The organism is Ochrobactrum sp. XJ1 (genome assembly GCF_024701725.1).
GTDB lineage: Bacteria > Pseudomonadota > Alphaproteobacteria > Rhizobiales > Rhizobiaceae > Brucella > Brucella anthropi.
This window is the reverse complement of record NZ_VDGD01000006.1, coordinates 18,772-42,352: the sequence shown is the minus strand read 5'-3', so window position 1 is coordinate 42,352 and position 23,581 is coordinate 18,772. Positions and strand designations below refer to the sequence as shown.

The window sequence follows — 23,581 nt, the reverse complement described above, 5'->3', positions numbered from 1 at the left end:
TCTACCCTTAAGGTAGCCTTAAGTACATTCGCTAGTGGCGCTTCCGGTTTCCGGTCGCCGTCATTTTCGCGTGGCCCGTGGTTTTGATTCAAGTGCGCCGAACCTGATCACTTTCTATAGCTGCGCTTGCATCGGAACTGAGACGGCCCTATTTCAAATTTATGTTTTCAACAGGTCTCACCTGGAAATAAGGAATGATTGCCATGACCAGCGGACAGAACCGGGTTCTTGATGAACTCGCCAAGCTTGTGACGGATGCGGCAGGCGCTGCCCAGGGCGTGCGCCGTGAAGTGGAAACGGCGTTGCGTTCGCAAGGAGAACGCGTGCTGAACACACTCGATGTCGTGCAGCGCGAAGACTTCGAAGCCGTTCGTGAAATGGCAATCAAGGCGCGTGCGGAAAACAGCGCGTTGCTGGCAAGAATCGAAGCTCTCGAAGCACGTCTTGCGAAATTCGAAGTTGATTCTGAAGCCAAATCGGCAAAATCAGCTTCATCTTCGGCAAAATCCAAAAATAATCCCTGAATATTTATTAACAGGCCGCAAGTGGCAAAAACCCTTGTCTTAGAGTCGGTTAAGGCAAGGGTCGCGGTCGGTCCCTCGTATATTTCCACATGCTTTCACGGCTCTTTGTTCAAAAGGGGCTGGCGTTCAGATTCAGCATCAATAGACTGAAAACACTACATGATTCGTAACGCGGTCATGTAGGCGGCGGCGAGGGGCTGAGTGTCAGGTTTCGCGTCTTTCAGGCTGCTTTCCAGTATCAGTTGCGTATGTGCGTGTGCCATTGAGGCGCTTGCATGCCGTCGTGCATGCCGGTTCCTCAACCGATCAATTCGTGCCTGTTTTCCTGCGCTTGTTCTTGCGCGGTGGCCGGCACGGGCGAGCAATGACTTGCGCGCCGGGAATTAGGAAACATCTGGGGGCAGATGGTTCCCAGAACAGGAAACGGACATGAGCCTTCTTGAGCTTGAATTCGCACGTGAGGCACATCCGGTGGATGTGATCGAACAGGTCGCGCATTCAAACGACTGGACGTTCGAGCGGACTGGCGACGACGAAATCGCAATTTCGGTTGCGGGCAACTGGACTGACTATCACATCTCGTTTTCCTGGATGGAGGATTTCGAGGCGCTGCATCTGGCCTGCGCATTCGACATCAAGGTGGCCGAGCCACGTGTGAACGAAGTGATGCGCCTGCTGTCGCTCATCAATGAAAAGCTTCTGATGGGCCATTTCGATCTCTGGCAGCAGGAAGGCGCGATCATGTATCGCCAGTCGCTGCTGCTGGCAGGTGGTGCGGAACCGACGAGCCGTCAGGTGGAAGTGCTGCTTTCGGCGGCGCTGGAAGCTTGCGAAGCCTATTTCCAGGCCTTCCAGTTTGTGGTCTGGTCGGGTGTTACGGCGCGTGAAGCGCTTGAATGCGTGGTGTTCGAGACCGTCGGTCGCGCCTGACTATAAATCAGTTGAATTTTGGCCCGGCGCTCGCGCCGGGTTTTCTGCGAGGCCGGGAGCGCGGGCCGGGGAGTGAAAAAATGAGCGAAGCAACCACTATCACCTGGGCAGATTTCGAACAGGTCGATATCCGCAGCGGAACCATCGTGGAAGCTGTGCCATTTCCCGAAGCCCGCAAGCCTGCCTTCAAGCTGAAGATCGATTTTGGTGAAAAGATCGGCATCAAGAAGTCGTCAGCCCAGATCACCAGGCACTACACGCCGGAAGAGCTGGTCGGCAAACAGATCATGGCAGTCGTGAACTTCCCGCCACGACAGATCGGGCCCTTCATGTCGGAAGTGCTGACACTCGGCATGCCGGACGAAGATGGCGAAGTGGTTCTCGCTGCAATCGACAAGCCCGTGCCGAATGGTGGCAAGCTTTATTGAGAGCGGATGATTTCGCGTTAAGCAAGCGCGTTTCTCCCTCATCCTGAGGAGGCTCCTGAGCTTGCGAAAGAGCCATCTCGAAGGACGAGGGCAAGCACCGTGCGTTTTCCCTCGCCCTTCGAGATGCCGTTTTCAACGGCTCCTCAGGATGAGGGAAAAGAATAGCGTTGGAAGTATGGAACTCCGTTGTCGGATCGCTCTGCCTTGACGTGCAGCCGTGCATTTGACGGGGCCAGAACGCTTTAAGCCGGAATATGGATGGTCGCGCGCAGGCCGCCGGTCGGAGCGTCTTCCAGCGTAATGTCGCCACCGTGGCTGCGTGCAATATCGCGTGCAATAGCAAGACCCAGCCCGCCTGTGCCGCCCGAATCCTGCGTTCGCGCTTCATCCAGCCGGACGAAAGGCTTGAAGACGTCTTCGCGGCGGTCTTCCGGAATACCCGGCCCGTCATCGTCCACAACGACTTTCAGCCAGCCTTCAACATGCGAAATCGACAGCTCGACATTCTGCGCATGACGGAAGGCGTTCGAGACGAGATTGCTGACCAGCCGCGAGAAGGCGTTCGGACGCACATGGACCTCGCTGTCGCCTTCAATATGATACTTGAAGCCGCGCTCGCGCAGGCGTGCTTCATGCTCCAGTTTTTCGCAAAGCCTCGTGACATCGTAGCTTGCGGTTTCCTCCGAACCTTCGCCGCGCGCAAAGGCGAGATAGCCTTCGAGCATCGTCTGCATGTCGGCAATATCCTGATTGAGCGGCTCGGTGTCGATCGAGTGGCCAGCCAGCGCAAGCTGCAGCTTGAAACGGGTCAGAATGGTGCGCAGATCGTGGCTGACGCCGGAAAGCATGGCCGTGCGCTGCTCGATCTGGCGTTCGATGCGCGAGCGCATCTGAATAAAAGCGATGCCTGCACGGCGCACTTCCTCGGCTCCGCGCGGATGGAACCCTTCCGGCATTGGTCGCCCCTTGCCGAAACTCTCTGCGGCCTCGGCAAGCTGCTGGATCGGCTTGATCTGGTTGCGCAGGAATGCGATGGCGATGATCAGCAGAACGAGCGCGGTGCCCACCATCCACGTCAGGAAGATGCCTGTATTGGATGCATAGGCCTGGCTGCGCCGCGCAAAGACGCGCAACACCTTGTCCTCCAGCTTGATGCGGATTTCGATAAGATCGGAATCGCCCACCGTATCGACCCAGAAGGGGCGATTGATCTGGCGGGTGATCTCTTCACTCAGGAAGTAATCGAGAATGGCGAAAAAGGGCTTTGGCCCGGGAGGTGGCAGCGGATCGGGCGGCAGGATCGAAATGTTCAGCGCCAGCCGCTGCTGCGCGATGCGGATGAGATTGTCGTAGCCCGGTTCCTGCGGATAGGTTTCGAGAATGTCGATGATGCCTGCAATATCGCGCACAACGGCGGTCGACAGTCGTTCGGTCACCATCTGCCAGTGACGCTCCATGAACACATAGGCGATCACGGACTGGAGCAGAACCATCGGGGCAATGATGATGATGAGCGAACGCGCATAAAGCCCCTTCGGCATGATGCGCGCCAACCAGCGGGAGAATTTTCTCAAGGGCGATTTCATCGTGTTAAAACGTCCCTCAGTACCCTGTGGTTGCGCTCAAAAGACTTATTTTGTCGCAAAGCCGCTTCACACTTTTTGGCTCGAAAAACGCTTCCGGAAATATTGCTGTCTGCAAATGGCGTTTTCCATGAACAACATTGCGGCTGCACCTTTGGTACATGCCGCCCTGCGTTTTGAGAAAACACCATTTTCTGATCGCGATATTCCTGATTGCCGATGGTTGCTATTCGATGCTGAGCTTGTAGCCGATACCGCGCACGGTCTGGAGCCAGACCGGATTGGCCGGGTCCTGCTCGATCTTGCGGCGAAGGCGATTGATCTGGACGTCGATCGTGCGTTCACCGACATCGCCATCCTGACCGGTCAGCTCATGGCGGGGGATCGTCTCGCCGGCACGCTCGGCGAAAATCGCCATGATATCCTGCTCACGATCCGTCAGCTTGATGGTTTCCGTACCCTTTTTCAGCTCGCGGCGCGGGATGAAGAAAGTATAGGGGCCGAACACGATCTGCTCGATCTTCGGCTGTGCGGGTGGCGCGCCGCGGCGCAGGATATTGTTGATGCGAAGCGTCAGCTCGCGGGGATCGAACGGCTTGGGCAGATAATCGTCCGCTCCGGCAGCCAGACCGTCGATGCGGCTGTCGGTTTCCGACAATGCCGTCAGCATCAGGATGGGGACGTTCTTCTGCTCGCGCAGCGATCGCGTCAGCGAAACGCCGGTTTCTCCCGGCATCATGACGTCGAGGATCAGCAGATCGAAATCGATGCCTTCCAGTTTGCGGCGCGCTTCGGCAGCGCTTCCAGCCATGGTGACACGGAATCCGCTATTGGTCAGATATTGTGAGAGAAGGCTGCGGATACGCGTATCGTCGTCAACGACGAGGAGATGTGGCGCGTCGTCCGAGAGCGTCTTTTCTTCTTCTACAGCCATGGCGTCTTTCGATCCCATTCCGATAATTTTACTTCAGCATTCCAGCTTATGCCCGATGCTTTGGTGCACATATTATCGACTGGAATGCGGCACGTCCATTCACTGCCTGCGTGGACCTGTTTTTATACAAGCACTTATTGTCTGATCCAAAAGTCGCCATACCTTGGCTCGCAAACAGCGTTTTTCTGCGCTTCCGGTGCTCATGTACTTGCTCAGACGCATAATCTTATCCGAAAAGTCTACAACTTTTCGGGACTATGCTTAGCAGTACACTGCGCTCCGGTTCTCGAAACCCACCATTTTCGCCACGGCCTGACGTTTTTTTATTCAGACACTTTGTGCAACTAGACGTAACACTCAAGCCCAGTGTCACTCGGTTCAGAGATGTCTGGTCGAACTATCTTCGGCAGAAAACTCGTCGATCTGGGCGCGCCGCTCGGGGTTGACCATATTATAGAGGAAGCGCTCGATGACTTCCCGGTCCTGCGGCGCACAGTCCTCCAGTGCACGTGCGATGCGTCGTGACTGCGGAAGGGCGAGGGCAAGCGTGAGCTGGCGGCCGCTCTTGGTCGGATAAAGCTTGCGGTGGCGGCGGTCGTGAAGGCCGGTGGCCTGAACCACATGCCCCGTATCGATCAACTGTTTAAGCACGCGCGACAGGCTCTGCTTGGTGATCCGCAGGACCTCCAGCAGCTCGGCAACCGTCATGCCGGGCTTTCGGTTGATGAAGTAGAGAACACGGTGATGCGCCCGCCCGAATCCGATCTTTTCCAGAATAAGATCAGGGTCGGCGGTAAAGTCGCGATAGGAAAAAAACAGTAGTTCGATCACGTTGAGGTCGGCCGCCTCCTCAGCCGTCAACGGATTGCTTATATAATTCATATCGTTCGTCGAATTCACATCTGTGCTCCGTTCTGTTGCGTTAAATATGTCAGCATTATTGACATAATTCAATCGCCCAGATAATTTTCGATAAGTGTGAGCTGGCTTTTTTGGAATAATGTTTGCGCTGATACGTGCAAGGAGGAGGAATAATTGCGCTAACGGGCTACCCGCCACCGTCTCAATGGGTTGGTGATGGAATGGTTGTCGCAATATTCGAACCCTGTGGAGGATTTATTTTCTTTCCATGCATGCTCCGCCTGGGATTCGCGCAATATGTTTGCGTGACCTCAAAGCATTTTGAACAAAAAGGCCAGCAATTACGCAGGAAAAGGTGGCCGTCTCACCAGTTATATCGATTTAGCTGGGGAAGACGGGATGCGGAGAAGTTTATCTGGTCTGAAGTCGACCTGAAACCAGATCGAGACAGCGCTGCTGAGGCGCATCCCGAAAAGTATGAGGCGATTTTCGGGATGCGCGTCAAAATGCATAGACAGGGCATTTCCAAGGTTTCATCCTGAAAAAAGAAATGCTCGATGAAATATTTAGGAGCAAGAAAATGGCTGCGATTCCATTCGATCAACGGGACGGATTTATCTGGCTGGACGGAGAATTCGTCGACTGGAAAGATGCAAAAATCCACGTGCTGACCCATGGTCTGCATTATGCGAGCGCCGTGTTTGAAGGCGAACGCGCCTATGGCGGCGAGATCTTCAAGCTCAATGAGCATACCGAACGCCTGCATGAATCTGCACGCATTCTCGGTTTCGAGATTCCTTTCAGCGTTGCAGAAATCAACGATGCCTGCCGCGAGCTTCTGAAGAAGCAGGGTTTTGAAGACGCCTATGTTCGCCCGATTGCCTGGCGCGGTTCGGAGTCACTGGGGGTCTCGGCGCAGAACAACCGCATTCATCTTGCCATCGCCATCTGGCAATGGCCGAGCTATTTCTCGCCCGAAGAAAAGATGAAGGGCATCCGGCTCGATATCGCTGAATATTGCCGCCCGGACCCGCGCACTGCGCCCTCGCGCTCGAAGGCTGCCGGTCTCTATATGATCTGCACGATCTCCAAGCACGCCGCCGAAGCCAAGGGCTATGCCGATGCATTGATGCTCGACTGGCGCGGACAGGTTGCGGAAGCAACCGGTGCAAACGTCTTCTTCGTGAAGGACGGCGCACTGCATACGCCGAAGCCTGACTGCTTCCTTGACGGTATTACGCGTCGCACGGTCATTGATCTTGCCAAGCGCCGCGGCATTGAAGTCATCGAGCGGGCAATCATGCCGGAAGAACTTGCCGGTTTCTCCGAATGCTTCCTGTGCGGAACAGCAGCGGAAGTGACGCCGGTATCCGAGATCGGTCAATACCGTTTCAAACCTTCCGAAATTACAAATGTTCTAATGAATGACTATTCTGCGGAAGTTCAGCCAAAGCGGGCGGCAGCCGAATAGTAGGTGCCGAACCAAGTTTTAAACAGAAAAAGAGCGGTCTTAGGGCCGCTTTTTTGTTATTCCGTCGCTTATTGTTTGACATTGGAAAGTTTCGGCACAAGATTTTTTTACCGGAGTCGCGCTACTCCGGTTTAAAACTCAGATGGGGTGACGATTATGGAATCTCTACTACCTATCATTCTCCAGCTTGTGGCTGGCGCGGTTGGTGGCAACATCGCCGGAGCAGTGAAGAATATCAGTCTGGGCACCACGGGTAACACGGTGGCAGGCGGCATCGGTGGTGTCATCCTCGGGCAGCTGCTTCCGATGTTGTCTGGCGGTGGCCTCGATTCCGTTCTCAACGGTGTTGTTGGTCAGCTGGCAGGCGGCGGCATTGGCGGTATCGTGCTCACGGCCGTTGTCGGCCTGATCAAGAACGCGATGGCCGCCAAGGCCTGACGCACTAAGACATCCCGAGAAGTGTGAAACGCCTACGCAGGGAAATCAGTCCACTGGACTGATTTCTGATCCCGCTTCGATCGGGTAACATGTGCGTGAAAGCAAACAGTTGGAGCGCCGGTCTGATTCAATCAGATCGAAACGCGCTCTGGAGACCGCATGGTTGTGGGGACAACCGGTAAGACGAACTGTCGGGCCTATCCCGGAAACCGTGAAACGGTTTTCGGAGAAAGCGCCTCGGACAATCCTGGAGAGGGAAAACGGGCGGCTATCAGCCGCCCGTATCTATTTAAAGCTTCACCTGACGGGCACAGGACACTATCTCTGTGTCAGAAAGCACCTTCCGGACCGCTATTTATTCAAGTGGAGTAAGACTATGGGGCAATTGCAGGCCATCATCGTTCCCGTCACGCCTTTCCAGCAGAATTGCACCATTCTGTTCGATGGCGAGACCAAGAAGGGTGTCGTGATCGATCCGGGCGGTGACCTGGATCGCATCCGCGAGGCGATTGATTCCCAAGGGATCGATGTCGAGGCCATCTGGATCACGCATGGCCATATCGATCATGCTGCGGCAGCCCTTGATCTCAAGGAAGCCCTGAATGTGGACATTATCGGCCCGCACAGGGATGATAAGTTCCTGCTCGATAATCTGGAAGCGACCGGCCTAAAATATGGCATCACTGAAGGCGTGCGCAATGTTACGCCGGACCGCTGGCTGGACGAAGGTGACAAGGTTTCCGTCGCCGGGCATGAATTCGACGTCTTCCACACGCCGGGCCATGCGCCGGGGCACGTCGTGTTCTTCAACCCCGAAGCGCGGTTTGCGATAGTCGGTGATGTGCTTTTCAACGGCTCGGTCGGGCGCACTGATCTGCCAGGCGGTGATCACGCGGCGCTGATTCGCTCCATCAAGAAAAAGCTGCTGCCGCTCGGGGACGATATCGGTTTCATTTGCGGGCATGGTCCCGGCGGTAGGTTCGGTGATGAACGGCGCTCCAATCCATTTTTGAACGACATCGGATATGCATAAAAAAAAGCCGCCTTTAAAGGCGGCTTTTCATCGGGATGGTTTGCTTTGGAGCACCGATCTGGTTGAAGCAGATCGGTGCTCTAATCACTTGTTTTGGCGCGCATCTTATCCGAAAACCGTTTCACACTTTTCGGGATGTGCTTTAATTTGCGGAGCAGAAGTGATCGCGTCCGTCATAACCGCGATAGGTGCCGGTATTCGGATTGAATGACCGGTAACGGTCGGCGCAATACTGGTACCAGCCACGGCTCCATGGCTCATAGCTTGAGCGATAATAAGTCGCCTGACGAGCCGGGGCTGCCGGGTAATAAGCTGGCGGCGGCGGAGGCGGTGCATAGACCGGGGCAGGCTGCACGTAGGTCGGTTGCGGCTGGCTCAGCGCGCTGCCGATGAGGGCACCTGCTGCAAGACCGATCACACCTGCGGCAACGGCGTCGCCATGGTTGCGATGCCGGTCGCGGTAGTAGGGTCGATCCCAGCCGCCACGATCCCAGCCATGGCGGCCCCAGGAATCTGCCGATGCTGTTGCAAGCGGTGCGGCAACAGCCGCAAGGGATGCCGCTGCCAGAATGGCTGTTTTCGCAAATCGGTTCATTGTTCGCTCCTTCAGAAGCTCGACTGTAATTTCTCCGATACGCTCGCCGAACGGGCACACACGTATCGTTTATGAATAACTAATTAACTGTTTCGACATGAATGGAGGCTGAACAATGGTGAAGGGCGATGGAAAGCTGTCAGTTTCCGGTCAATTACTTGCAGCATCTGTAATATTTCGCGCCTGAATGATGATCCGTTCAGGGTTGCATACCGGCAATAAAAAACCCCGGCAAAAGCCGGGGCAAGTGGTAGGTTCTTTTATGAACGATCAGCCGGTAACGGTGATGTTCACGGCCTTCGGGCCTTTGCCGCGACGATCCGGTTCCGTCTCGTAGGAAACCTTCTGATTGTCTGCGAGGCCAGTGAGGCCAGAAGCCTGTACAGCAGAAATGTGTACGAAGATGTCAGCGCCACCGTCGTCCGGCTTGATGAAACCGAAACCTTTTTCGGTATTGAAGAATTTGACCAGTCCGGTCTGTGCCATGGGATCCGTTCCTTTTCCTTGGCGCCACTGCTCTTGTGGAGACAGTGGTATTACAAATTCTGCCAAGCGCACCACACACCCGGCAGAGGGTTATGCAGGCAGTTCTCGACATTGGGAAGGAACCGATCATTGCCGAAGGGGAGCCTTCGACCCGGAACTTATAGCGGCCCCGGCGCGCCGTTCTTCCAGTCTTCCATTTGTTCGCTAAATGCCCGAACAGGTGGAGACTGATCTATGAAGCGGTATTTGGCAAGCAAATTCTTTGGGGGGAACATGATTGGTTATCTTTGAACCGGTATCGTCAGAATTTTTTACGATTGTTTCAAGAAAATCATCGACTCAATCCCAAAATAGAACAGGCTAACCCTAATATATCGCGAATTTAAACGGATATGTCCTGGTATTTTCATCGATTGCGCGAAACTATGCATGCGCCACCGGCGGCGCGCAGCTTCGCACAGATGCTGTCGGCTTCTCCGCGGCTGTTAGCGCCGATGCGTACTGCATAGATGCCACGGCGTCCCATCGGCGTCCGTATCCGGCTGATAACGGGGTCGTGGCCTGCCAGCACGGCGCTGAACTGTTTGCGCAGGCGCACCCATTGATTGGCCGCCGCGCTGCGGCGGAAATTGCCAGCGACCTGAATGCCCCATGGCTTGGGTTTCACGCGCGACATCGGAATTGTGGCGCTGCGGATGATCGGCAGGCGCTTGCAGGCATCGACGAAGGCGAGCTTGGGATCGAGCGGGCGGTTCACGACCTCCTTGCCTGCCGCGAAGTCATCGGCAGGTGCGCCGGTAATGTCCAGCACGTAATTTTCAGTTTCGAGCGGCAGAAATCCACCGGACCGCATCCAGCTGGAAACACGCCCGGCCCCTGCATTATAGGCGGCGGCTGCAAGGCCCCAATTGCCGAAAGCGCCTTTAAGGTCGCGCAGGAAACTCGCCGATGCGGGGATGGCCTGTTCTATGTCGAAAGGGTCGGCAAGCCCACGCTCCTTAGCAGTATAAGGCATGAACTGCGCAATGCCTTCAGCGCCGACAGGGCTGACCGCGTTGTGATCGAACCGGCTTTCTTTCCAGATCAGCCGGGCGAAGAAGTCGCGCGGGATGCCGTGGATGTCGGCATTGGCACCGATGAGCTGGCAGATGCGGCCGACGGTCGGGACTTTCTTCTCCGGCGGTAAAGGCGGCGCATAGACTGGCGGGTTCGGCTCGCTCGCCGCATAGGATGCAGCCACGCCGGAAGGCAGGCTGAAAAGCTGCGAAGCCAGGATAAATGCTATGCCGTGCCGATAACGATTCATGCTGCCTGTTCCGCCCCTCAACATCGGCCAAAGTAACCTATATGGGCGGGTTGTCGATATGGTCTGCAAGGTTTTGCACTTTTGCGAAAAGACTTGCTCTTATCGTAGGTTGCGCCATTTTAGTGTCCGGGACAGATCGGATTTATCCGGACAAGGGAGAGGAAAATGCAGTTTCATCGATTCAGACAATTGGCTGTGCTTGCGGGCGCTCTGCTTCTCGCCGGTTGTGTTGCCGAAGGCGGCCCGGATTATCGTCCGCCGATTCGCCCTGGACCGTCACAGCCGCAGATGTGCCCGATGATCTATGCTCCCGTCTGCGCCACGCGCGGTTCTTCGCGCAAGACCTTCGGCAATTCCTGTCAGGCAAGAGCTGAGGGCTATCGCGTCATCGCAAATGGCCAGTGCTCATCAAGACCGGGTCCGGGATGGGGCGGCGAAGGCGGCATGCGTCCGCCGCATCAGGGCAACAGACCGGGCAGGCCGGGCGCGGGTGCTTGCACGCGGGAATATATGCCTGTTTGTGCACGCCGTGGGAACGACAGGCGCACTTTCCCCAATCGTTGCGAAGCCGACCGTGCAGGCTATCGCATTATGAATGGCGGGCAGTGCCGCTGAATATAGAAAATCGAATGGCCGTTCGTGATGTGTTGGAAGACCGGTAAGTCTTCCAACACATAATCAACGATCTCGGTCACCGTCCCGGTCGGCCTGTCTTGCCGGGGCGGCGTTTCTTGCGCGCTGTTTCGGCAGGGTCCTCGTAAGACCCGATGCCTGCGCGCTCACGGCGGATCGCCGCATCGTCGCCGCCACTTGGCACTTCGGTCCGCTTGACCGTCATCTCATCAAGCGTGTTCTTGCGGAAGAGCGGTTTTGCCATGTCGGTGCCCGGTCCCATATCGTCAAGCGATGGCTTCTGGAACAAAGACGACTTGCCAAGCGGGCGCGTGGTATCAGCGCCCATTTCATCCAGCGCCGGCTTGCGGAAACGTGAATTGCCGGTGGGCTTGCCCTTGTTGCGGCTTGCACCTGCATCGCCCGCCTCAAACTCGCGTGCCAGCGGGTCGTCGGCAATAGCCAGTTCCGTCTCACGCAGCCGCTTGATTTCGTCGCGCAGGCGCGCGGCCTTTTCGAAGTCGAGATCGGCAGCGGCGTCGCGCATCTGCTTTTCCAGATGCTCCAGATGGGCGGCAAGATTGTTGCCCATCATCGCGCCTTCTTCCGCAAAGCCCGAAATATCCGCGCGGACATGATCGCGCTCGTAAACTGAGCCGAGGATGTCCGAGATATTCTTCTTCACCGAGGCAGGCGTGATGCCGTGCTCTTCATTATAGGCAACCTGCTTCTCACGGCGGCGGCTGGTTTCATCCATCGCGCGCTGCATCGAGCCGGTAATATTGTCGGCGTAGAGAATGACCTTGCCGTCAACGTTACGCGCTGCACGTCCAATGGTCTGAACCAGTGAGGTTTCCGAGCGCAGGAAGCCTTCCTTGTCGGCATCGAGAATGGCGACGAAGCCGCATTCCGGAATGTCGAGACCTTCGCGCAGGAGGTTGATGCCAACCAGCACATCGAAGGCGCCGAGACGCAGATCGCGAATGATTTCGATACGTTCCAGCGTGTCGATATCGGAATGCATGTAGCGAACGCGCACGCCCTGTTCATGCAGATATTCCGTCAGGTCTTCGGCCATGCGCTTGGTCAGCACTGTGACCAATGTACGGTAACCCTTCTGTGCCGTTTCACGAATTTCGCCGAGTACATCATCGACCTGCGACTTGGCAGGGCGGATTTCGACCGGCGGATCGATCAGCCCGGTCGGGCGGATGACCTGTTCTGCGAACACGCCGCCAGCTTCTTCCATTTCCCAACCGCCCGGCGTTGCCGAAACAGCAATGGTCTGCGGGCGCATGGCGTCCCATTCCTCGAAACGAAGCGGGCGATTGTCCATGCAGGATGGCAGGCGGAAACCATATTCGGCAAGCGTTGCCTTGCGGCGGAAGTCGCCGCGATACATGCCGCCGATCTGCGGAACCGTGACGTGGCTTTCGTCGATGAAAACCAGCGCATTGTCCGGAATATATTCGAACAGCGTCGGAGGCGGCTCGCCGGGATTGCGGCCTGTCAGATAGCGTGAATAGTTTTCGATACCCGCACAGGAACCGGTTGCTTCCAGCATTTCGAGATCGAATGTCGTGCGCTGGTCGAGGCGCTGGGCTTCCAGCAGACGCCCGGCATTGTTCAGTTCGACAAGGCGATGCTTCAGCTCTTCCTTGATCGACTTTATCGCCTGATTGAGGGTCGGACGCGGCGTCACATAGTGCGAATTCGCATAAATCTTGACCGATTTCAGATCGCCGGTCTTCTGGCCGGTGAGCGGGTCGAACTCGGTGATGGTCTCGATCTCATCGCCGAAAAGGGAAATGCGCCAGGCGCGATCTTCCAAGTGAGCCGGGAACAATTCGATCGTGTCGCCGCGCACGCGAAACGAGCCGCGCACGAAATTGATGTCTTGCCGCTTGTATTGCTGGGCCACGAGATCGGCGAGCAGCTGGCGCTGGTCGAGCCGGTCCCCGATCTTCATTTCGAAGGTCATGGCCGTATAGGTTTCGACCGATCCGATACCGTAGATGCACGATACGGAAGCGACGATAATCACATCGTCGCGTTCGAGCAGCGCGCGGGTGGCCGAGTGGCGCATCCGGTCGATCTGTTCGTTGATGGACGATTCCTTCTCGATATAAGTGTCCGAGCGCGGCACATAGGCTTCCGGCTGGTAATAATCGTAGTAGGAAACGAAATATTCGACGGCGTTGTTCGGAAAGAAGCTCTTGAACTCGCCATAAAGCTGCGCGGCCAAAGTCTTGTTCGGCGCCAGGATCAGGGCAGGGCGCTGCGTCCGCTGGATGACCTGCGCCATGGTGAAGGTCTTGCCCGAACCGGTGACACCGAGCAGGACCTGCGTGCGGTCGTCGTTGTCCAGCCCTTCCAGCAAATCGCGAATAGCCGTTGGTTGGTCGCCAGAGGGTTCGAAACTGGTTTCCATCTCGATGGCGATGCCGCCTTCGGATTTATCTGGACGTGCCGGGCGGTGAGGCGTCCAGAGTTCGCCGTTCTTGAACAGCGGATTGCCGGAGGCAATCAGGTCCGACAGGGCCTGAACTGTCGCGGTCGCACCGGTCGGGTTCAGTCCGGCAGCGTCTTCCAGACTGATGTCGAGACCGGCAACCGGATTGAGGCCAGCCGCTGCACGCTCCTTGGCGGATGCAGCGCCACCCATGGATGTGCCGCGCCCGCTGCGCGACGCTTCCTTGCTGCGCTCGGGAATTTTCTTGGGTTGTTTTGGGTTTTTCGCGCGTGGTTTCGCAGCCTCGTCGCCGATCTCCTTCGCCCAATCGGCGATGGGGCCGGCGATGGAGCCGGAAAGGGGCGCACCGGAAAGTTCGGCCTGAGGCATTTCGCCGAAACCACCTGAATGTGGTGCTTCACCGAAGCCGCCAGCCTTGTCGTGCGAATCCTGGGAGTGTTTGTCTTTTGAGGAAGCCATGTCCCCAATATGGATTTTCAGCGTCCAAATGAAAAGAGTGCGAAGGTGAAATCCTCCGCACCCTTACCCTATCCGGCGATGCTCCTGACAGAAGGTTGTCAGGAGGTGTGGTTCCAGAGGCGGCTTTACAGCCTGCCGCCGGGACGCATGCGAGGGCCGGGGCCAAAACCATGCCCGAAGCCGGGGCCAAAACCGGGATGATAGCCCGGATGATCGTTCCAGCCGGGACGGTCCGTCCAGTGTGGGCGTGCTGGTCCCCTGTTCGACTGGCAATTACGCCCGATGCAGCCATTATAGACATTGCCGCCACCGTTCCAGCCGCGATAAGGGCCTGGACCCCAGCCGGGTCCCCAATAGGGGCCGCTGTTGGCCGCCAGTGCCGAACCGATGGCGATGCCTGCGATGAGCGGTATGCCAACCGCTGCGGCGGTCGATCCGAAATTGTCGTTCGTCGTATAGCCGTTGCCTGTCTGAATGGCGATGTAGCTCGATGCAGCCCAGCCGGTCATGCCGCCATAGGTCACCTGACACCAGCCATAACCGCTGGTGCAGCCAGCCACTGTAATGCCGACGCCATTCGGGATCGCCCCGATGGTTCCGTACTGGGTGCCCGGGCCGACGCGAAGATTAATTGTCGATGTTACAATTGCTGATGATGCATAAGCATTCGTTGAAACAAGAAGTGCTAATGTAACTATGGAGGACTTAACCGATAGTTTCATATGTCATTCCTCTAATATACTTTCTTTAATTACTTATAACATGAAGATTATTATTTACGTGCATCACGATTTTTCGATTTCAATTCATGATTAATGAATATCGACCTCTTGAAATCGGCTTTCACACTAACGGTTTAAGCGCTTCATGCGGTACTTTTCTTCGTGGCGGGCTTGTCTCATATTAAAGGGCGACTCTCTCAAGCACTTAAGGACCGACTTCGATGAATACTGACAATGCGCCGAAGGGCATGCTGACATTGCGCGTTCCGGCCATGCCCAAGGATGCGAATGCGGCGTTCGATATTTTCGGCGGCTGGGTGATGGCGCAGATGGACTCCGCATCCGGCATTCGTGCTGCAGAACGCGCCAAGGGCCGCGTGGTGACGGCAGCGGTTCGTGAAATGTCCTTTGCCAAGCCGGTGAAGATCGGTGACGCGCTCTGCGTCTATACCGAGATTACGCGGGTTGGGCGCAGCTCGATCACGCTGCGGGTGGAAGCCTGGGCACAGCGTTACCTGACCCAGCAGATGGATCTCGTGACCCATGGCGAATTCGTCATGGTTTCTCTGGATGAAAACGGCAAGCCGACGCCGGTGCCGCCGGAGGAATAAAGTATCGTCAAGCCCGGCATTGCGCCGGGCTTATTTAGAGCGGTTCCGGTTAAAACCGGTGGTTGGAACCGCTCTATCTATTTGTTTTCACGCATTATCCTACGCAAAACCGCTTCGTACTTTTACTGGAAATGCTCTATTTACAAGCGCGATAGCCGCTGCGACGCTGCATCAGGTCGAAATGGAAGTGATCGGCATGTTCCGGGTTATAGCCGGGGCCGAGAACTGTCGAGAAATAGCCGCACGCATCGGAGCGAACGCTGTTGAGCAGGCCCTTTTCGCGAAAGGCGAAGAAGCCCGGCTTGCGCACCATGATGTTCTTGCCGTTGTTCAGCACGATCTTGGTGACATCGATGGCGTTGCCGCGTGAATGTTCCGACATTTTCGCGCCGCGACGGCTGTTCATGGTGCGGCAGGAATAGCCCCCGGCATTATAGATCGTGCTCACGCCGGACAGATAGCGCATACGCGAGGCAGGTTGCAGGTCGCCTTTGATCCAGCGGGCAAAGGCCTCGGTCACCTGACAGTTCAGCGTTGCCGCCGGTTTGAACGCGATGGAGCCGCTGTTGAAGCCGGACACCTCGATGGGATTTGCGATCTGGCAGGCACTGCTGCGATAGATCGGCGGTTTTTCCTTGAAGACGACGCCGAGCCGTTTCAGGCGCGTGCGGCAGGCGGTTTCCGCATTGGACATCGTATAGATGTTTTCGGCTGCTGTTACCGGATTTTGAATCGGGGCTGAGAAGCCATAGTCGCCGGAATATTGCGGCTGGCTCTGCTGCGTGGATTGCGTGACGTGGTTCTCTTCCTCCTCGGCAAGCCCGACGATGCGTTCTTGCTGTGGCTCCTGCATGACGGGTGCGTCTACAACCGGGGCAGCATTTGCAATCGGTGCATCGGGAACCATCACGTCGGAATTGCCGACACTGGCCTGCGGGCGCGGAGCGCTTTCACCGGAACAACCGGCGATGATTGCCAGCAGGGCGAGGGATAATGACGGGGCCAGACCTCGCAACCGGGAGCGCTGGCGGCTGACTGGAGCGGTGGCGGACAACGCAGAACTCATGTCCATACCTTTTCTTCAGGAGACCAGACCGATGGCGTTCCACGAATATTAGCTTGGAAGCGTAAAGGAAGAGTCAGCGCTCGCGTTAAGTGCTGTGGCGTAATCAGGGCAGCGACCAGAGCATAATCCGGCCGGAGTGAAACGCGCTCCAGCGCGCAGGATTGGCAAAATGCCGCCTTTGTTCTATCACCATGCAGCGGTTTCGGGCCATGCCGCCGACAACATCCTCCCGGTCCCTGAAGTCATTTCCATGTCAGCACTGATTTCGCCGAGCGTCCTGCCGATCCTGCTTCTCATCGGCTCGAACGTTTTCATGACATTCGCCTGGTACGGGCATCTGAAATTCACCAGCACGCCACTCGTCACCGTCATTTTCATCAGCTGGGGCATCGCTCTGATCGAATACTGCCTCGCGGTTCCGGCCAACCGCATCGGGCACGAGGTCTATTCAGCGGCGCAGCTCAAGACCATTCAGGAAGTCATCACGCTGGTGATCTTCAGCCTGTTCTCGGTGTTCTACCTCAAGGAAGCCTTTACATGGCACCATCTGCTGGGCTTTGCGTTCATAGCAGGCGGCGCGGCCCTGATTTTCAAAGGCTGACCGGGTTACTCGGCAGGTTCGGTGGCGGGTATAAGCGCCGCCTTGCGTTTCCAGAACATGGGAATGAGTTCCACCGCCATCATGGCGGCGAAGATCAGTCCGCAGCCGATAAAGCCTATGAAGGTCACCCGCTCGCCGAGGAAGAGTGCACCGAACAGGGCCGCAAAAAGCGCTTCCGACGACAGGAAGATCGCGGCCTGTGCGGAAGTCGTATAGCGCTGTCCTATGGCCTGCAAGGTGAAGGCAATGCCGGACGAGAAGACGCCGGTGAAAAGAATTTCCTTCCAGGTGAGTGCGATGGCGGTCCAGTTGAAGTCTTCGATCATGGACGCGATCGCAAGTCCTGCGAAGGCACTGGTTGCGAACTGGATGCAGCTCAGCGTTATCGGTCGCCCTGCGCGGTTTGCCCTGCTGATCAGGACCACCTGCAAGGCCCAGAAGACCGCGCCGCAAATGACCAGCCAGTCACCTTGCTTGAGCGCAGTCAACGTTCCGCCGGAAAGCAGGAATATGCCTGCCAGACATGCCGCCGCACTCGGCCAGACGACAGGATGCGGCCAAGTGCGAAACAGGACGACGCCAAGCACTGGCACCATGACGACATAGAGCCCGGTCAGAAAACCGGCATTGGTGACGGATGTGGTGATGAGCCCGATCTGCTGGAGAACAAGCCCGGTGAACAGGCTCAGTCCGATGAACATGAAGAAGAGATAGTTCGAGCGGCTCAGGCTGGTCTTCGCCCGACGGCCCTCGGCTACGGCCCATGGCAGGACAGTAAGGGCGGCGATTGCCGAGCGGATACCGATGAACAGAAACGGGCCGATACTGGCCATTGCCGTCGATTGGGCGACGAAACCCATGCCCCAGATGACGCCTGCCAGAAGCAGCAGCATATTGGCCTGTACGCGCGTCATCATTACCTCGGTTCGGGATATGTCATTGCAGAAAGAGAAACCGGACGCTTTTCAGCCTTTCCCGGTCGTCATGCTATAGGCAATATTATGGGCAGGCGGCAAGGGAACTTCCGATTCTGCGACATTCATGCATAGTCTGATTATAATTAGAGCGATTTCTTACTGACGGAGTGTTTTATGCTCTCTTTAAATCGTCAATCCGCTGTTGTGGCATTGATTGCCACAACACTGCTGTTTCTGGCGGGCGGGGAATCGCAGGCTGCTTTCAAGAAGGTTCGCGACACGCTGGTTCTGTGCGATTTCGCGCAAAACTGCACTTTGACCCTTACGCCGGTAGCAAGCGATGGTGCGCCGGGGCTTGGCATCTTTCGCAGCAGCCAGTCAGGCTCGAAGCCGCTACTCCGGCTTTCCTATGTCGATCCATCGCAGAAAACTGGCAAGTTGGAGATTTCCATCGACGGTCAAACACTGCTCGATGTCGATGTCTCGGCTTTGAAGGCGCAGGACGATCAGCTGGATTATACGGGCGATATGGTCAAGGCGCTCGACGGGATGAAGAACGGTCAGAAACTGCAGCTGAAATTTGCCGGAAAGACCTCGACCTATTCGCTTTCGGGCCTTGTCGGCGGGCTGATCTATGTGGACGAACAGCAATCGCGCGACGGAACTGTCGAGGCATTGCAGGTCAAGGGCAGCAAACCGGCGCCTGTTCCGCCACAGCTCAAGCTGATCGAAACGATCGAGCAGATACCGGCTGACATCCGCAAGGATTTTTCCGACGAGGCGGCGGTCTGTGGCGGGGCAAGCCCCGGCACGTTCCGCAATGCAGGCGGTTTCGAGACGAAGATTGCCGATGGCCTCGATCTTATCGGCCTGCCATGCGGATCGCCGGGCGCCTACAATCAGCCTTATGCCTTCTACAGCCGCTACGAAAACAAGACTGTGCCGATCTCGCTACCGACCATTTCCGACGATGGCCCGACTGTGACCGACACGGCATGGAACATCGACTGGGCCCAGAAAACCTTGACGCTGACGGCCTTCTTCAAGGGGAGAGGGCTTGGAGATTGCGGCATTTACGATGTCTGGAAAGCTACTGACAGCGGCGAGGGCCGGGTGCGTTTCGTTCTGGTGCAGGAACGTTCAAAAGGCGATTGCGATGGCAATTATGCCGGAGGCCCGGAGAAGTGGCCCGCGAGCTGGCCGGTTAACGCGCAATAGGTGCCGCTTAAGGGCACAGTTGACAGAGACATATTTTTCCGCGTGAAATGGTTGATGGAAATGCTATAGTTCTGTGAACGGCTATTCGAACGGTTCCGAGGCGGATGTTTCGGTGACCGTTTTCTTTTTGTGTGTCGGAGGCTGGTTGGCCTTCGAAAAGCGCCTCGCACTATCCAAGCATTGCGCGAGGTGAGGCGGGCAAATCAAGATGCCGGTGCGTGCAGGACCTCGGGGAGAGGTGAGTACCGGACGAAGGAAAGGACTGGGTATGGAAAAGTTCCCTATGACCCCTGGCGGTTTCGAAAAGCTCAAGGAAGAGCTGCGCTGGCGTCAGCAATCGGAGCGCCCTCGGATTATTGAGGCGATCGCCGAAGCACGTGCGCATGGCGATCTGTCGGAAAATGCCGAATATCATGCTGCGAAAGAAGCCCAGAGCCTGAATGAAGGTCGTATCAACGAACTGGAAGATCTGGTCGCGCGCGCCGAGATTATCGATGTCTCGAAGCTGTCGGGTGACCGCATCAAGTTCGGTGCCACCGTCACCATGATTGATGAGGATACGGAAGAAGAGAAGGTCTACCAGATCGTCGGCGATCAGGAAGCCGATGTGAAGGAAGGCCGCATCTCCATTTCATCGCCGATTGCGCGTGCGCTGATCGGCAAGGGCGAAGGCGATACGATTGAAGTCAACGCACCGGGCGGCTCGCGTTCCTATGAAATCGTCGGTTTGAAGTTCGTCTGATTTCCGTGTCCGTGCATAAGCCAGATTCCGGACCGGTTCGGGTTCAGGACGTTGAGGTGGTGGCGCCGAATTTCAAGCGCCGCCTCTCCGGTGTCACATCGACAATCGTTCAGCTGATCCCCTTGCAGCGCGCAAAGGGGTTGAACATTGCGACGATGGGGCCGGGCCTGCCGGATACGCTTCCGCATCTGGGATGGAGCGCTCTTTGGTCCTTCTGGTCAAAGCCAGCTACGAAACCGTTCCGCATCTGGCATGCGCGGCGCAATATTGAAATGCTCGCCGGTATTTTCATGCGCGATGTGCTGCGCATGAAACTGAGGCTGATCTTTACCTCAGCTGCACAGCGAGACCACAAGCCGTTTACCAAATGGCTCATCCGCCGCATGAATGCGGTGATTGCAACGAGTGGTCGCTCGGGAAGCTTTCTCGAAGTCCCGCATCAGGTCATCATGCATGGGGTGGATCTGCAGCGTTTCCATCCGCCTGTCGGCGATGAGGACAGTTTCGCGGCGTCGGGTCTGCCCGGAAAATATGCTGTCGGTTGCTTCGGTCGCGTGCGTTCCTCCAAGGGAACAGACCTTTTCGTCGATGCGATGATTGCGCTGTTGCCGCAATATCCGGGCTGGACGGCCATTATCACCGGACGCACGACTGCAGAACACCAGTCTTTCGAGGATGCGCTGAAGGCGAAGATCGCCGCTGCCGGTTTGCAGGACCGTATCCTCATTCTGGGGGAAGTGCCGGATATCCGCGTCTGGTATCGCCGCCTGACGCTTTATGTTGCGCCTTCGCGCAATGAAGGTTTCGGGCTGACACCGCTTGAAGCCATGGCGTCGCAAACGGCAGTCGTTGCCAGCGATGCGGGTGCCTATGCGGAAATGATCGTGGAAGGCACCGGAACATCGGTTGCGGCCGGTGACGGAGATGCCCTGCGCAAGGCTATCGAACCTTATCTGGCAGATCCGGCTCTGGCGGAACGCGATGGCGAGAATGCTCTCAGGCATGTTCGCGCGACTTTTCCGCTCGAAAAGGAAGCAGCTGCCATCAGCGCTGTCTACGAGCGCGTATTCGCCGGGACGTAACAAGTAATGACAGGGCGCTGCAATGCTGACGCATCACGCCCTGAAAATGCTCAATCACCGCACGGGCTTAACCAGGTCTTGATGAGGCAAGCTCATCCAGACCTGGTATAATTCCCGGCGCAAACCGTCGAAATATCAGAGAATCATCAGCGGTTCGTCCTTGACCGGACGAATGGTCAGCGCGGTGCGCACGGAATCCACATTGGGAGCGGCGGTCAGTTCCTCGATCACGAAGGTCTGGAACGTGTTGAGATCGCGCGCGACGCAATGGAGCAGGAAATCGGACTCGCCCGAAACCATCCAGGCGCGGCGTACCAGAGGCCACTGCTTGGATTTCTCGGCAAAAGCCTTGAGGTCGGCATCTGCCTGGCGATGGAGGCCAACCGAACAGAAAGCGACCAAATCCTGTCCAAGGGAATTGCCATTCAGAATGGCCCGATAGCCCCGGATAACGCCGCTTTCTTCCAGCTTGCGCACACGGCGCAGGCAGGGCGGAGCCGAAATACCGACGCGTTCGGCCAGCTCGACATTGGTGATGCGCCCGTTATTCTGGAGCTCCCGAAGGATTTTCCAATCGATTTCATCCAGATCGGCCTTGATCGGCATGCGTAACTCCGCGCGCAAGGAAATTTCATTCCGGGGTAATTATAGAACATTCGTCGCCATCGTGGCGCAATCTAATCCTGCTCATATCAAATGAAACGGGCGGATGTAAACTGCCTAACGTTCTGTCAACGCACCCAAAAAGTGCGAGTGAACAGGATATACACGGTAACGAGCTCCAGACGCCCTGCCAGCATCAGGAAGGAAAGGACCCACAATGCCGGGTCGTGAATGGTGGAAAAGTTGCCGACGGGGCCAATGGTGTCGCCAAAGCCGGGGCCGATATTGGAGAGGGCAGTCAACGCGCCAGTGAAGGCCGACACGAAGTCGAGGCCCAGTGAAGCAAGCAGCACCGCGCCTATAATCAGCGAGGCGCAGTAGAGGAACAGGTAGAGAAGCACGTTCTGTGCGATTTCGCCGGAAACTTCCGAGCTGCCGTAGCGGATCTTGATGACAGCATGTGGCATGATGAGCCGGGCAAGATTGGCGCGCGTCAAGCTCCAAAGGATGATGAGACGGTTCATCTTGATGCCGCCTGATGTAGACCCGGCGCAGCCACCCAGAAATGAAGCGAGAAAGAAAATTCCAATCGCCGGTGGTCCCCACAGGAAATAATCTTCCGTGGCATAGCCTGTTGTCGTCATGACCGAGACAAAATGAAACGAAGCCGAGATCAGCGCGTCGCCGAAAGGCACATCGGACCCAAGTCGCAGAACCACCGCGAGTGCAAAGCTGAAGCTGATTGCGATCGTGAAGAACAGTTTCACCTGCGGGTCGACAAGCGATTCCATGCGGCGTGGCATGAAGGCCTTGATATAGAGCACGAAGGGCAGGGCCGAGAGGGCCATGAAGATCGTGGACACGACCAGGAGCGGGCGGTTTCCCTGATAAAAGCCGATGGAGCTGTCGTGAGTGGAAAAGCCTGCTGTCGCAATCGTCGTGAAGCCGTGGTTGATGGCGTCGAACATGCTCATGCCGACGGCAAAATAAGCAATGATGCAGGCGGCGGTCAGGCTGAGATAGGCCAGCACGATGCCGAGCGCGATCTGGTTCATGCGCGGGAGAATTTTTTCCGACTTGTCGGAATTCTCCATATGGAAGAGCGCCAACCCGCCCGCCCGCAGGGACGGCAGCATCAGCAGAGCCAAGCCGATAAAGCCGATACCCCCGATCCAGCAGAGAAGCGAGCGCCACAAAAGAATGCCGCGCTGCATGTTGTCGAGCCCGGTCAGCGCGGTCGCGCCGGTTGACGTGACGCCCGACATGGCCTCGAAGAAGGCCGTCGCATAGCTGATCGGCAAATGCGAGAAATAAAGCGGTATCGAACCCAGAAAACTCGCTGTCAGCCAGAGGCACGCCGTCAGCAGAAAGCCAAGGCGCGGGGTGAAGCGCATCGTCTGGTTCTGGGTGGCCAGCAGAATCAAGGCTGAGAGCGCGCCGGTTGCCGCAGCTGAACGTACAAAGATCAGCCAGTCGTCACTCCCATCGCGCAGGTCGATTGCTGCAGGCAGAAGCATGGCTACCGCCATGAGGAGGCCGAAACGCGCACAGATATTGGCGACTGTCTTATAAATGGCGGACGGCTCCGAGGTTGGGCAAATTTTCCATTGTTTAGCGTGAGATCGATCCACCCGCAATGCGCTGGCTGTCAAAGGCTTTGCTTAAAGGTCACAAGCTGTGGCTAAAGCACAGCAAATCCCTGTGGAACCTTGCAAACATTGAGGGGCAGACCTACCTTGGCCATAATGTCGGGGCATTGGCCAAACAGGCGCGAAAGCGATTCTGGTGAGCCGGAACCCGCCGCTTTAAATCGATTTTAGAGTACCCCCGAAGTGTGGAACATTTTGGACAAGGTACATGTGAAAACAAACATGTGGAGCGCTGAT

25 protein-coding genes are annotated in these 23,581 nt (G+C 56.7%); 13 read left to right on the top strand and 12 right to left on the bottom strand.

What is annotated here, in order from left to right; genetic code table 11:
- Positions 1–203 precede the first annotated feature (203 nt).
- The 3 genes from FG152_RS11835 to FG152_RS11825 all read left to right on the top strand — a co-directional run bounded on the left by FG152_RS11835 (position 204) and on the right by FG152_RS11825 (position 1,882).
- Positions 204–524, top strand: a complete 321-nt coding sequence (locus FG152_RS11835) for an accessory factor UbiK family protein (RefSeq protein WP_010659626.1) — start codon at positions 204–206, stop codon at positions 522–524.
- 429 nt (positions 525–953) lie between these two features.
- A complete protein-coding gene (locus FG152_RS11830; RefSeq protein WP_010659627.1) occupies positions 954–1,454 on the top strand; it encodes a type III secretion system chaperone family protein in 501 nt (166 codons plus the stop codon).
- 80 nt (positions 1,455–1,534) lie between these two features.
- Positions 1,535–1,882: a tRNA-binding protein gene (locus FG152_RS11825; protein WP_010659628.1), complete on the top strand. Its 348-nt coding sequence runs from the start codon at positions 1,535–1,537 to the stop codon at positions 1,880–1,882.
- 242 nt (positions 1,883–2,124) lie between these two features.
- Here FG152_RS11825 and FG152_RS11820 read toward each other — a convergent pair whose 3' ends face one another.
- The 3 genes from FG152_RS11820 to FG152_RS11810 form a co-directional block, all read right to left on the bottom strand.
- Positions 2,125–3,468, bottom strand: coding sequence for an ATP-binding protein (locus FG152_RS11820; RefSeq protein WP_010659629.1), 1,344 nt, complete (start codon positions 3,466–3,468; stop codon positions 2,125–2,127).
- Positions 3,469–3,691: 223 nt separating this feature from the next.
- On the bottom strand, positions 3,692–4,399 hold the full coding sequence (locus tag FG152_RS11815) for a response regulator (protein WP_012091674.1): 708 nt from the start codon (positions 4,397–4,399) through the stop codon (positions 3,692–3,694).
- Between the two features lie 378 nt (positions 4,400–4,777).
- The gene (locus FG152_RS11810; RefSeq protein WP_010659631.1) at positions 4,778–5,299 is read right to left on the bottom strand and encodes a MarR family winged helix-turn-helix transcriptional regulator; all 522 of its coding nucleotides are present in this window, start codon (positions 5,297–5,299) and stop codon (positions 4,778–4,780) included.
- A 182-nt stretch (positions 5,300–5,481) separates the two neighbouring features.
- Between FG152_RS11810 and FG152_RS11805 the strand changes: the two genes are divergently transcribed.
- From FG152_RS11805 to FG152_RS11790, 4 genes are all read left to right on the top strand, one after another.
- Entirely contained in the window at positions 5,482–5,802 is a 321-nt protein-coding gene (locus FG152_RS11805; RefSeq protein WP_162998230.1) for a hypothetical protein, read from the top strand.
- Between the two features lie 38 nt (positions 5,803–5,840).
- Positions 5,841–6,731 carry a branched-chain amino acid aminotransferase gene (locus FG152_RS11800; RefSeq protein WP_010659633.1) on the top strand — a complete coding sequence of 297 codons (891 nt, stop codon included), beginning with the start codon at positions 5,841–5,843 and terminating at the stop codon, positions 6,729–6,731.
- A 156-nt stretch (positions 6,732–6,887) separates the two neighbouring features.
- Entirely contained in the window at positions 6,888–7,169 is a 282-nt protein-coding gene (locus FG152_RS11795) for a hypothetical protein (protein WP_010659634.1), read from the top strand.
- 376 nt (positions 7,170–7,545) lie between these two features.
- Complete coding sequence (locus tag FG152_RS11790) at positions 7,546–8,202, top strand: MBL fold metallo-hydrolase (RefSeq protein ID WP_010659635.1); 657 nt, start codon at positions 7,546–7,548, stop codon at positions 8,200–8,202.
- A gap of 142 nt (positions 8,203–8,344) precedes the next feature.
- On the opposite strand, the gene FG152_RS11785 is transcribed toward FG152_RS11790, so the two are convergent.
- From FG152_RS11785 to FG152_RS11775, 3 genes are all read right to left on the bottom strand, one after another.
- Positions 8,345–8,797 (bottom strand): BA14K family protein, encoded by a 453-nt coding sequence (locus FG152_RS11785; protein WP_010659636.1) that lies wholly within the window; start codon positions 8,795–8,797, stop codon positions 8,345–8,347.
- Positions 8,798–9,067: 270 nt separating this feature from the next.
- A complete protein-coding gene (locus tag FG152_RS11780) occupies positions 9,068–9,283 on the bottom strand; it encodes a cold-shock protein (RefSeq protein ID WP_010659637.1) in 216 nt (71 codons plus the stop codon).
- Between the two features lie 406 nt (positions 9,284–9,689).
- Positions 9,690–10,589: an SPOR domain-containing protein gene (locus FG152_RS11775; RefSeq protein WP_010659638.1), complete on the bottom strand. Its 900-nt coding sequence runs from the start codon at positions 10,587–10,589 to the stop codon at positions 9,690–9,692.
- 165 nt (positions 10,590–10,754) lie between these two features.
- Here FG152_RS11775 and FG152_RS11770 point away from each other — a divergent pair, with 165 nt between their 5' ends.
- A complete protein-coding gene (locus FG152_RS11770) occupies positions 10,755–11,204 on the top strand; it encodes a Kazal-type serine protease inhibitor family protein (protein WP_010659639.1) in 450 nt (149 codons plus the stop codon).
- Positions 11,205–11,280: 76 nt separating this feature from the next.
- On the opposite strand, the gene uvrB is transcribed toward FG152_RS11770, so the two are convergent.
- Both uvrB and FG152_RS11760 read right to left on the bottom strand, forming a co-directional pair.
- Positions 11,281–14,043, bottom strand: a complete 2,763-nt coding sequence (gene uvrB, locus FG152_RS11765) for an excinuclease ABC subunit UvrB (RefSeq protein ID WP_376749532.1) — start codon at positions 14,041–14,043, stop codon at positions 11,281–11,283.
- Positions 14,044–14,258: 215 nt separating this feature from the next.
- Positions 14,259–14,855: an SH3 domain-containing protein gene (locus FG152_RS11760; protein WP_010659641.1), complete on the bottom strand. Its 597-nt coding sequence runs from the start codon at positions 14,853–14,855 to the stop codon at positions 14,259–14,261.
- A gap of 221 nt (positions 14,856–15,076) precedes the next feature.
- Between FG152_RS11760 and FG152_RS11755 the strand changes: the two genes are divergently transcribed.
- Complete coding sequence (locus FG152_RS11755; RefSeq protein WP_010659642.1) at positions 15,077–15,466, top strand: acyl-CoA thioesterase; 390 nt, start codon at positions 15,077–15,079, stop codon at positions 15,464–15,466.
- A 136-nt stretch (positions 15,467–15,602) separates the two neighbouring features.
- Here FG152_RS11755 and FG152_RS11750 read toward each other — a convergent pair whose 3' ends face one another.
- Positions 15,603–16,532 carry an extensin-like domain-containing protein gene (locus FG152_RS11750; RefSeq protein ID WP_010659643.1) on the bottom strand — a complete coding sequence of 310 codons (930 nt, stop codon included), beginning with the start codon at positions 16,530–16,532 and terminating at the stop codon, positions 15,603–15,605.
- A gap of 250 nt (positions 16,533–16,782) precedes the next feature.
- On the opposite strand from FG152_RS11750, the gene FG152_RS11745 reads away from it, so the two are divergent.
- Positions 16,783–17,133: a DMT family protein gene (locus FG152_RS11745; RefSeq protein WP_010659644.1), complete on the top strand. Its 351-nt coding sequence runs from the start codon at positions 16,783–16,785 to the stop codon at positions 17,131–17,133.
- A gap of 5 nt (positions 17,134–17,138) precedes the next feature.
- On the opposite strand, the gene FG152_RS11740 is transcribed toward FG152_RS11745, so the two are convergent.
- Positions 17,139–18,047: a DMT family transporter gene (locus FG152_RS11740; RefSeq protein ID WP_010659645.1), complete on the bottom strand. Its 909-nt coding sequence runs from the start codon at positions 18,045–18,047 to the stop codon at positions 17,139–17,141.
- Between the two features lie 177 nt (positions 18,048–18,224).
- Here FG152_RS11740 and FG152_RS11735 point away from each other — a divergent pair, with 177 nt between their 5' ends.
- The 3 genes from FG152_RS11735 (at position 18,225) to FG152_RS11725 (ending at position 21,092) form a co-directional block, all read left to right on the top strand.
- Positions 18,225–19,268: a DUF1176 domain-containing protein gene (locus tag FG152_RS11735; RefSeq protein WP_010659646.1), complete on the top strand. Its 1,044-nt coding sequence runs from the start codon at positions 18,225–18,227 to the stop codon at positions 19,266–19,268.
- 268 nt (positions 19,269–19,536) lie between these two features.
- Positions 19,537–20,010: a transcription elongation factor GreA gene (greA, locus tag FG152_RS11730; protein ID WP_010659647.1), complete on the top strand. Its 474-nt coding sequence runs from the start codon at positions 19,537–19,539 to the stop codon at positions 20,008–20,010.
- Between the two features lie 11 nt (positions 20,011–20,021).
- Positions 20,022–21,092, top strand: coding sequence for a glycosyltransferase family 4 protein (locus tag FG152_RS11725; RefSeq protein WP_029376058.1), 1,071 nt, complete (start codon positions 20,022–20,024; stop codon positions 21,090–21,092).
- A gap of 135 nt (positions 21,093–21,227) precedes the next feature.
- Here the strand turns inward: FG152_RS11725 and FG152_RS11720 are convergent, their stop codons facing one another.
- Complete coding sequence (locus FG152_RS11720; RefSeq protein ID WP_010659649.1) at positions 21,228–21,698, bottom strand: Lrp/AsnC family transcriptional regulator; 471 nt, start codon at positions 21,696–21,698, stop codon at positions 21,228–21,230.
- A gap of 125 nt (positions 21,699–21,823) precedes the next feature.
- Positions 21,824–23,224 carry a TrkH family potassium uptake protein gene (locus FG152_RS11715; RefSeq protein WP_029376059.1) on the bottom strand — a complete coding sequence of 467 codons (1,401 nt, stop codon included), beginning with the start codon at positions 23,222–23,224 and terminating at the stop codon, positions 21,824–21,826.
- Between the last annotated feature and the right edge of the window lie 357 nt (positions 23,225–23,581).

Excerpts from the sequence above, each read along its gene's own strand:
- FG152_RS11835 (WP_010659626.1), top strand. The coding sequence starts at position 204 with ATGACCAGCGGACAGAACCGGGTTCTTGATGAACTCGCCAAGCTTGTG.
- FG152_RS11830 (WP_010659627.1), top strand. The coding sequence starts at position 954 with ATGAGCCTTCTTGAGCTTGAATTCGCACGTGAGGCACATCCGGTGGAT.
- FG152_RS11825 (WP_010659628.1), top strand. The coding sequence starts at position 1,535 with ATGAGCGAAGCAACCACTATCACCTGGGCAGATTTCGAACAGGTCGAT.
- FG152_RS11820 (WP_010659629.1), bottom strand. The coding sequence starts at position 3,468 with ATGAAATCGCCCTTGAGAAAATTCTCCCGCTGGTTGGCGCGCATCATG.
- FG152_RS11815 (WP_012091674.1), bottom strand. The coding sequence starts at position 4,399 with ATGGCTGTAGAAGAAGAAAAGACGCTCTCGGACGACGCGCCACATCTC.
- FG152_RS11805 (WP_162998230.1), top strand. The coding sequence starts at position 5,482 with ATGGTTGTCGCAATATTCGAACCCTGTGGAGGATTTATTTTCTTTCCA.
- FG152_RS11800 (WP_010659633.1), top strand. The coding sequence starts at position 5,841 with ATGGCTGCGATTCCATTCGATCAACGGGACGGATTTATCTGGCTGGAC.
- FG152_RS11795 (WP_010659634.1), top strand. The coding sequence starts at position 6,888 with ATGGAATCTCTACTACCTATCATTCTCCAGCTTGTGGCTGGCGCGGTT.
- FG152_RS11790 (WP_010659635.1), top strand. The coding sequence starts at position 7,546 with ATGGGGCAATTGCAGGCCATCATCGTTCCCGTCACGCCTTTCCAGCAG.
- FG152_RS11785 (WP_010659636.1), bottom strand. The coding sequence starts at position 8,797 with ATGAACCGATTTGCGAAAACAGCCATTCTGGCAGCGGCATCCCTTGCG.
- FG152_RS11780 (WP_010659637.1), bottom strand. The coding sequence starts at position 9,283 with ATGGCACAGACCGGACTGGTCAAATTCTTCAATACCGAAAAAGGTTTC.
- FG152_RS11775 (WP_010659638.1), bottom strand. The coding sequence starts at position 10,589 with ATGAATCGTTATCGGCACGGCATAGCATTTATCCTGGCTTCGCAGCTT.
- FG152_RS11770 (WP_010659639.1), top strand. The coding sequence starts at position 10,755 with ATGCAGTTTCATCGATTCAGACAATTGGCTGTGCTTGCGGGCGCTCTG.
- uvrB (WP_376749532.1), bottom strand. The coding sequence starts at position 14,043 with ATGCCTCAGGCCGAACTTTCCGGTGCGCCCCTTTCCGGCTCCATCGCC.
- FG152_RS11760 (WP_010659641.1), bottom strand. The coding sequence starts at position 14,855 with ATGAAACTATCGGTTAAGTCCTCCATAGTTACATTAGCACTTCTTGTT.
- FG152_RS11755 (WP_010659642.1), top strand. The coding sequence starts at position 15,077 with ATGAATACTGACAATGCGCCGAAGGGCATGCTGACATTGCGCGTTCCG.
- FG152_RS11750 (WP_010659643.1), bottom strand. The coding sequence starts at position 16,532 with ATGAGTTCTGCGTTGTCCGCCACCGCTCCAGTCAGCCGCCAGCGCTCC.
- FG152_RS11745 (WP_010659644.1), top strand. The coding sequence starts at position 16,783 with ATGTCAGCACTGATTTCGCCGAGCGTCCTGCCGATCCTGCTTCTCATC.
- FG152_RS11740 (WP_010659645.1), bottom strand. The coding sequence starts at position 18,047 with ATGACGCGCGTACAGGCCAATATGCTGCTGCTTCTGGCAGGCGTCATC.
- FG152_RS11735 (WP_010659646.1), top strand. The coding sequence starts at position 18,225 with ATGCTCTCTTTAAATCGTCAATCCGCTGTTGTGGCATTGATTGCCACA.
- greA (WP_010659647.1), top strand. The coding sequence starts at position 19,537 with ATGGAAAAGTTCCCTATGACCCCTGGCGGTTTCGAAAAGCTCAAGGAA.
- FG152_RS11720 (WP_010659649.1), bottom strand. The coding sequence starts at position 21,698 with ATGCCGATCAAGGCCGATCTGGATGAAATCGATTGGAAAATCCTTCGG.
- FG152_RS11715 (WP_029376059.1), bottom strand. The coding sequence starts at position 23,224 with ATGGCGGTAGCCATGCTTCTGCCTGCAGCAATCGACCTGCGCGATGGG.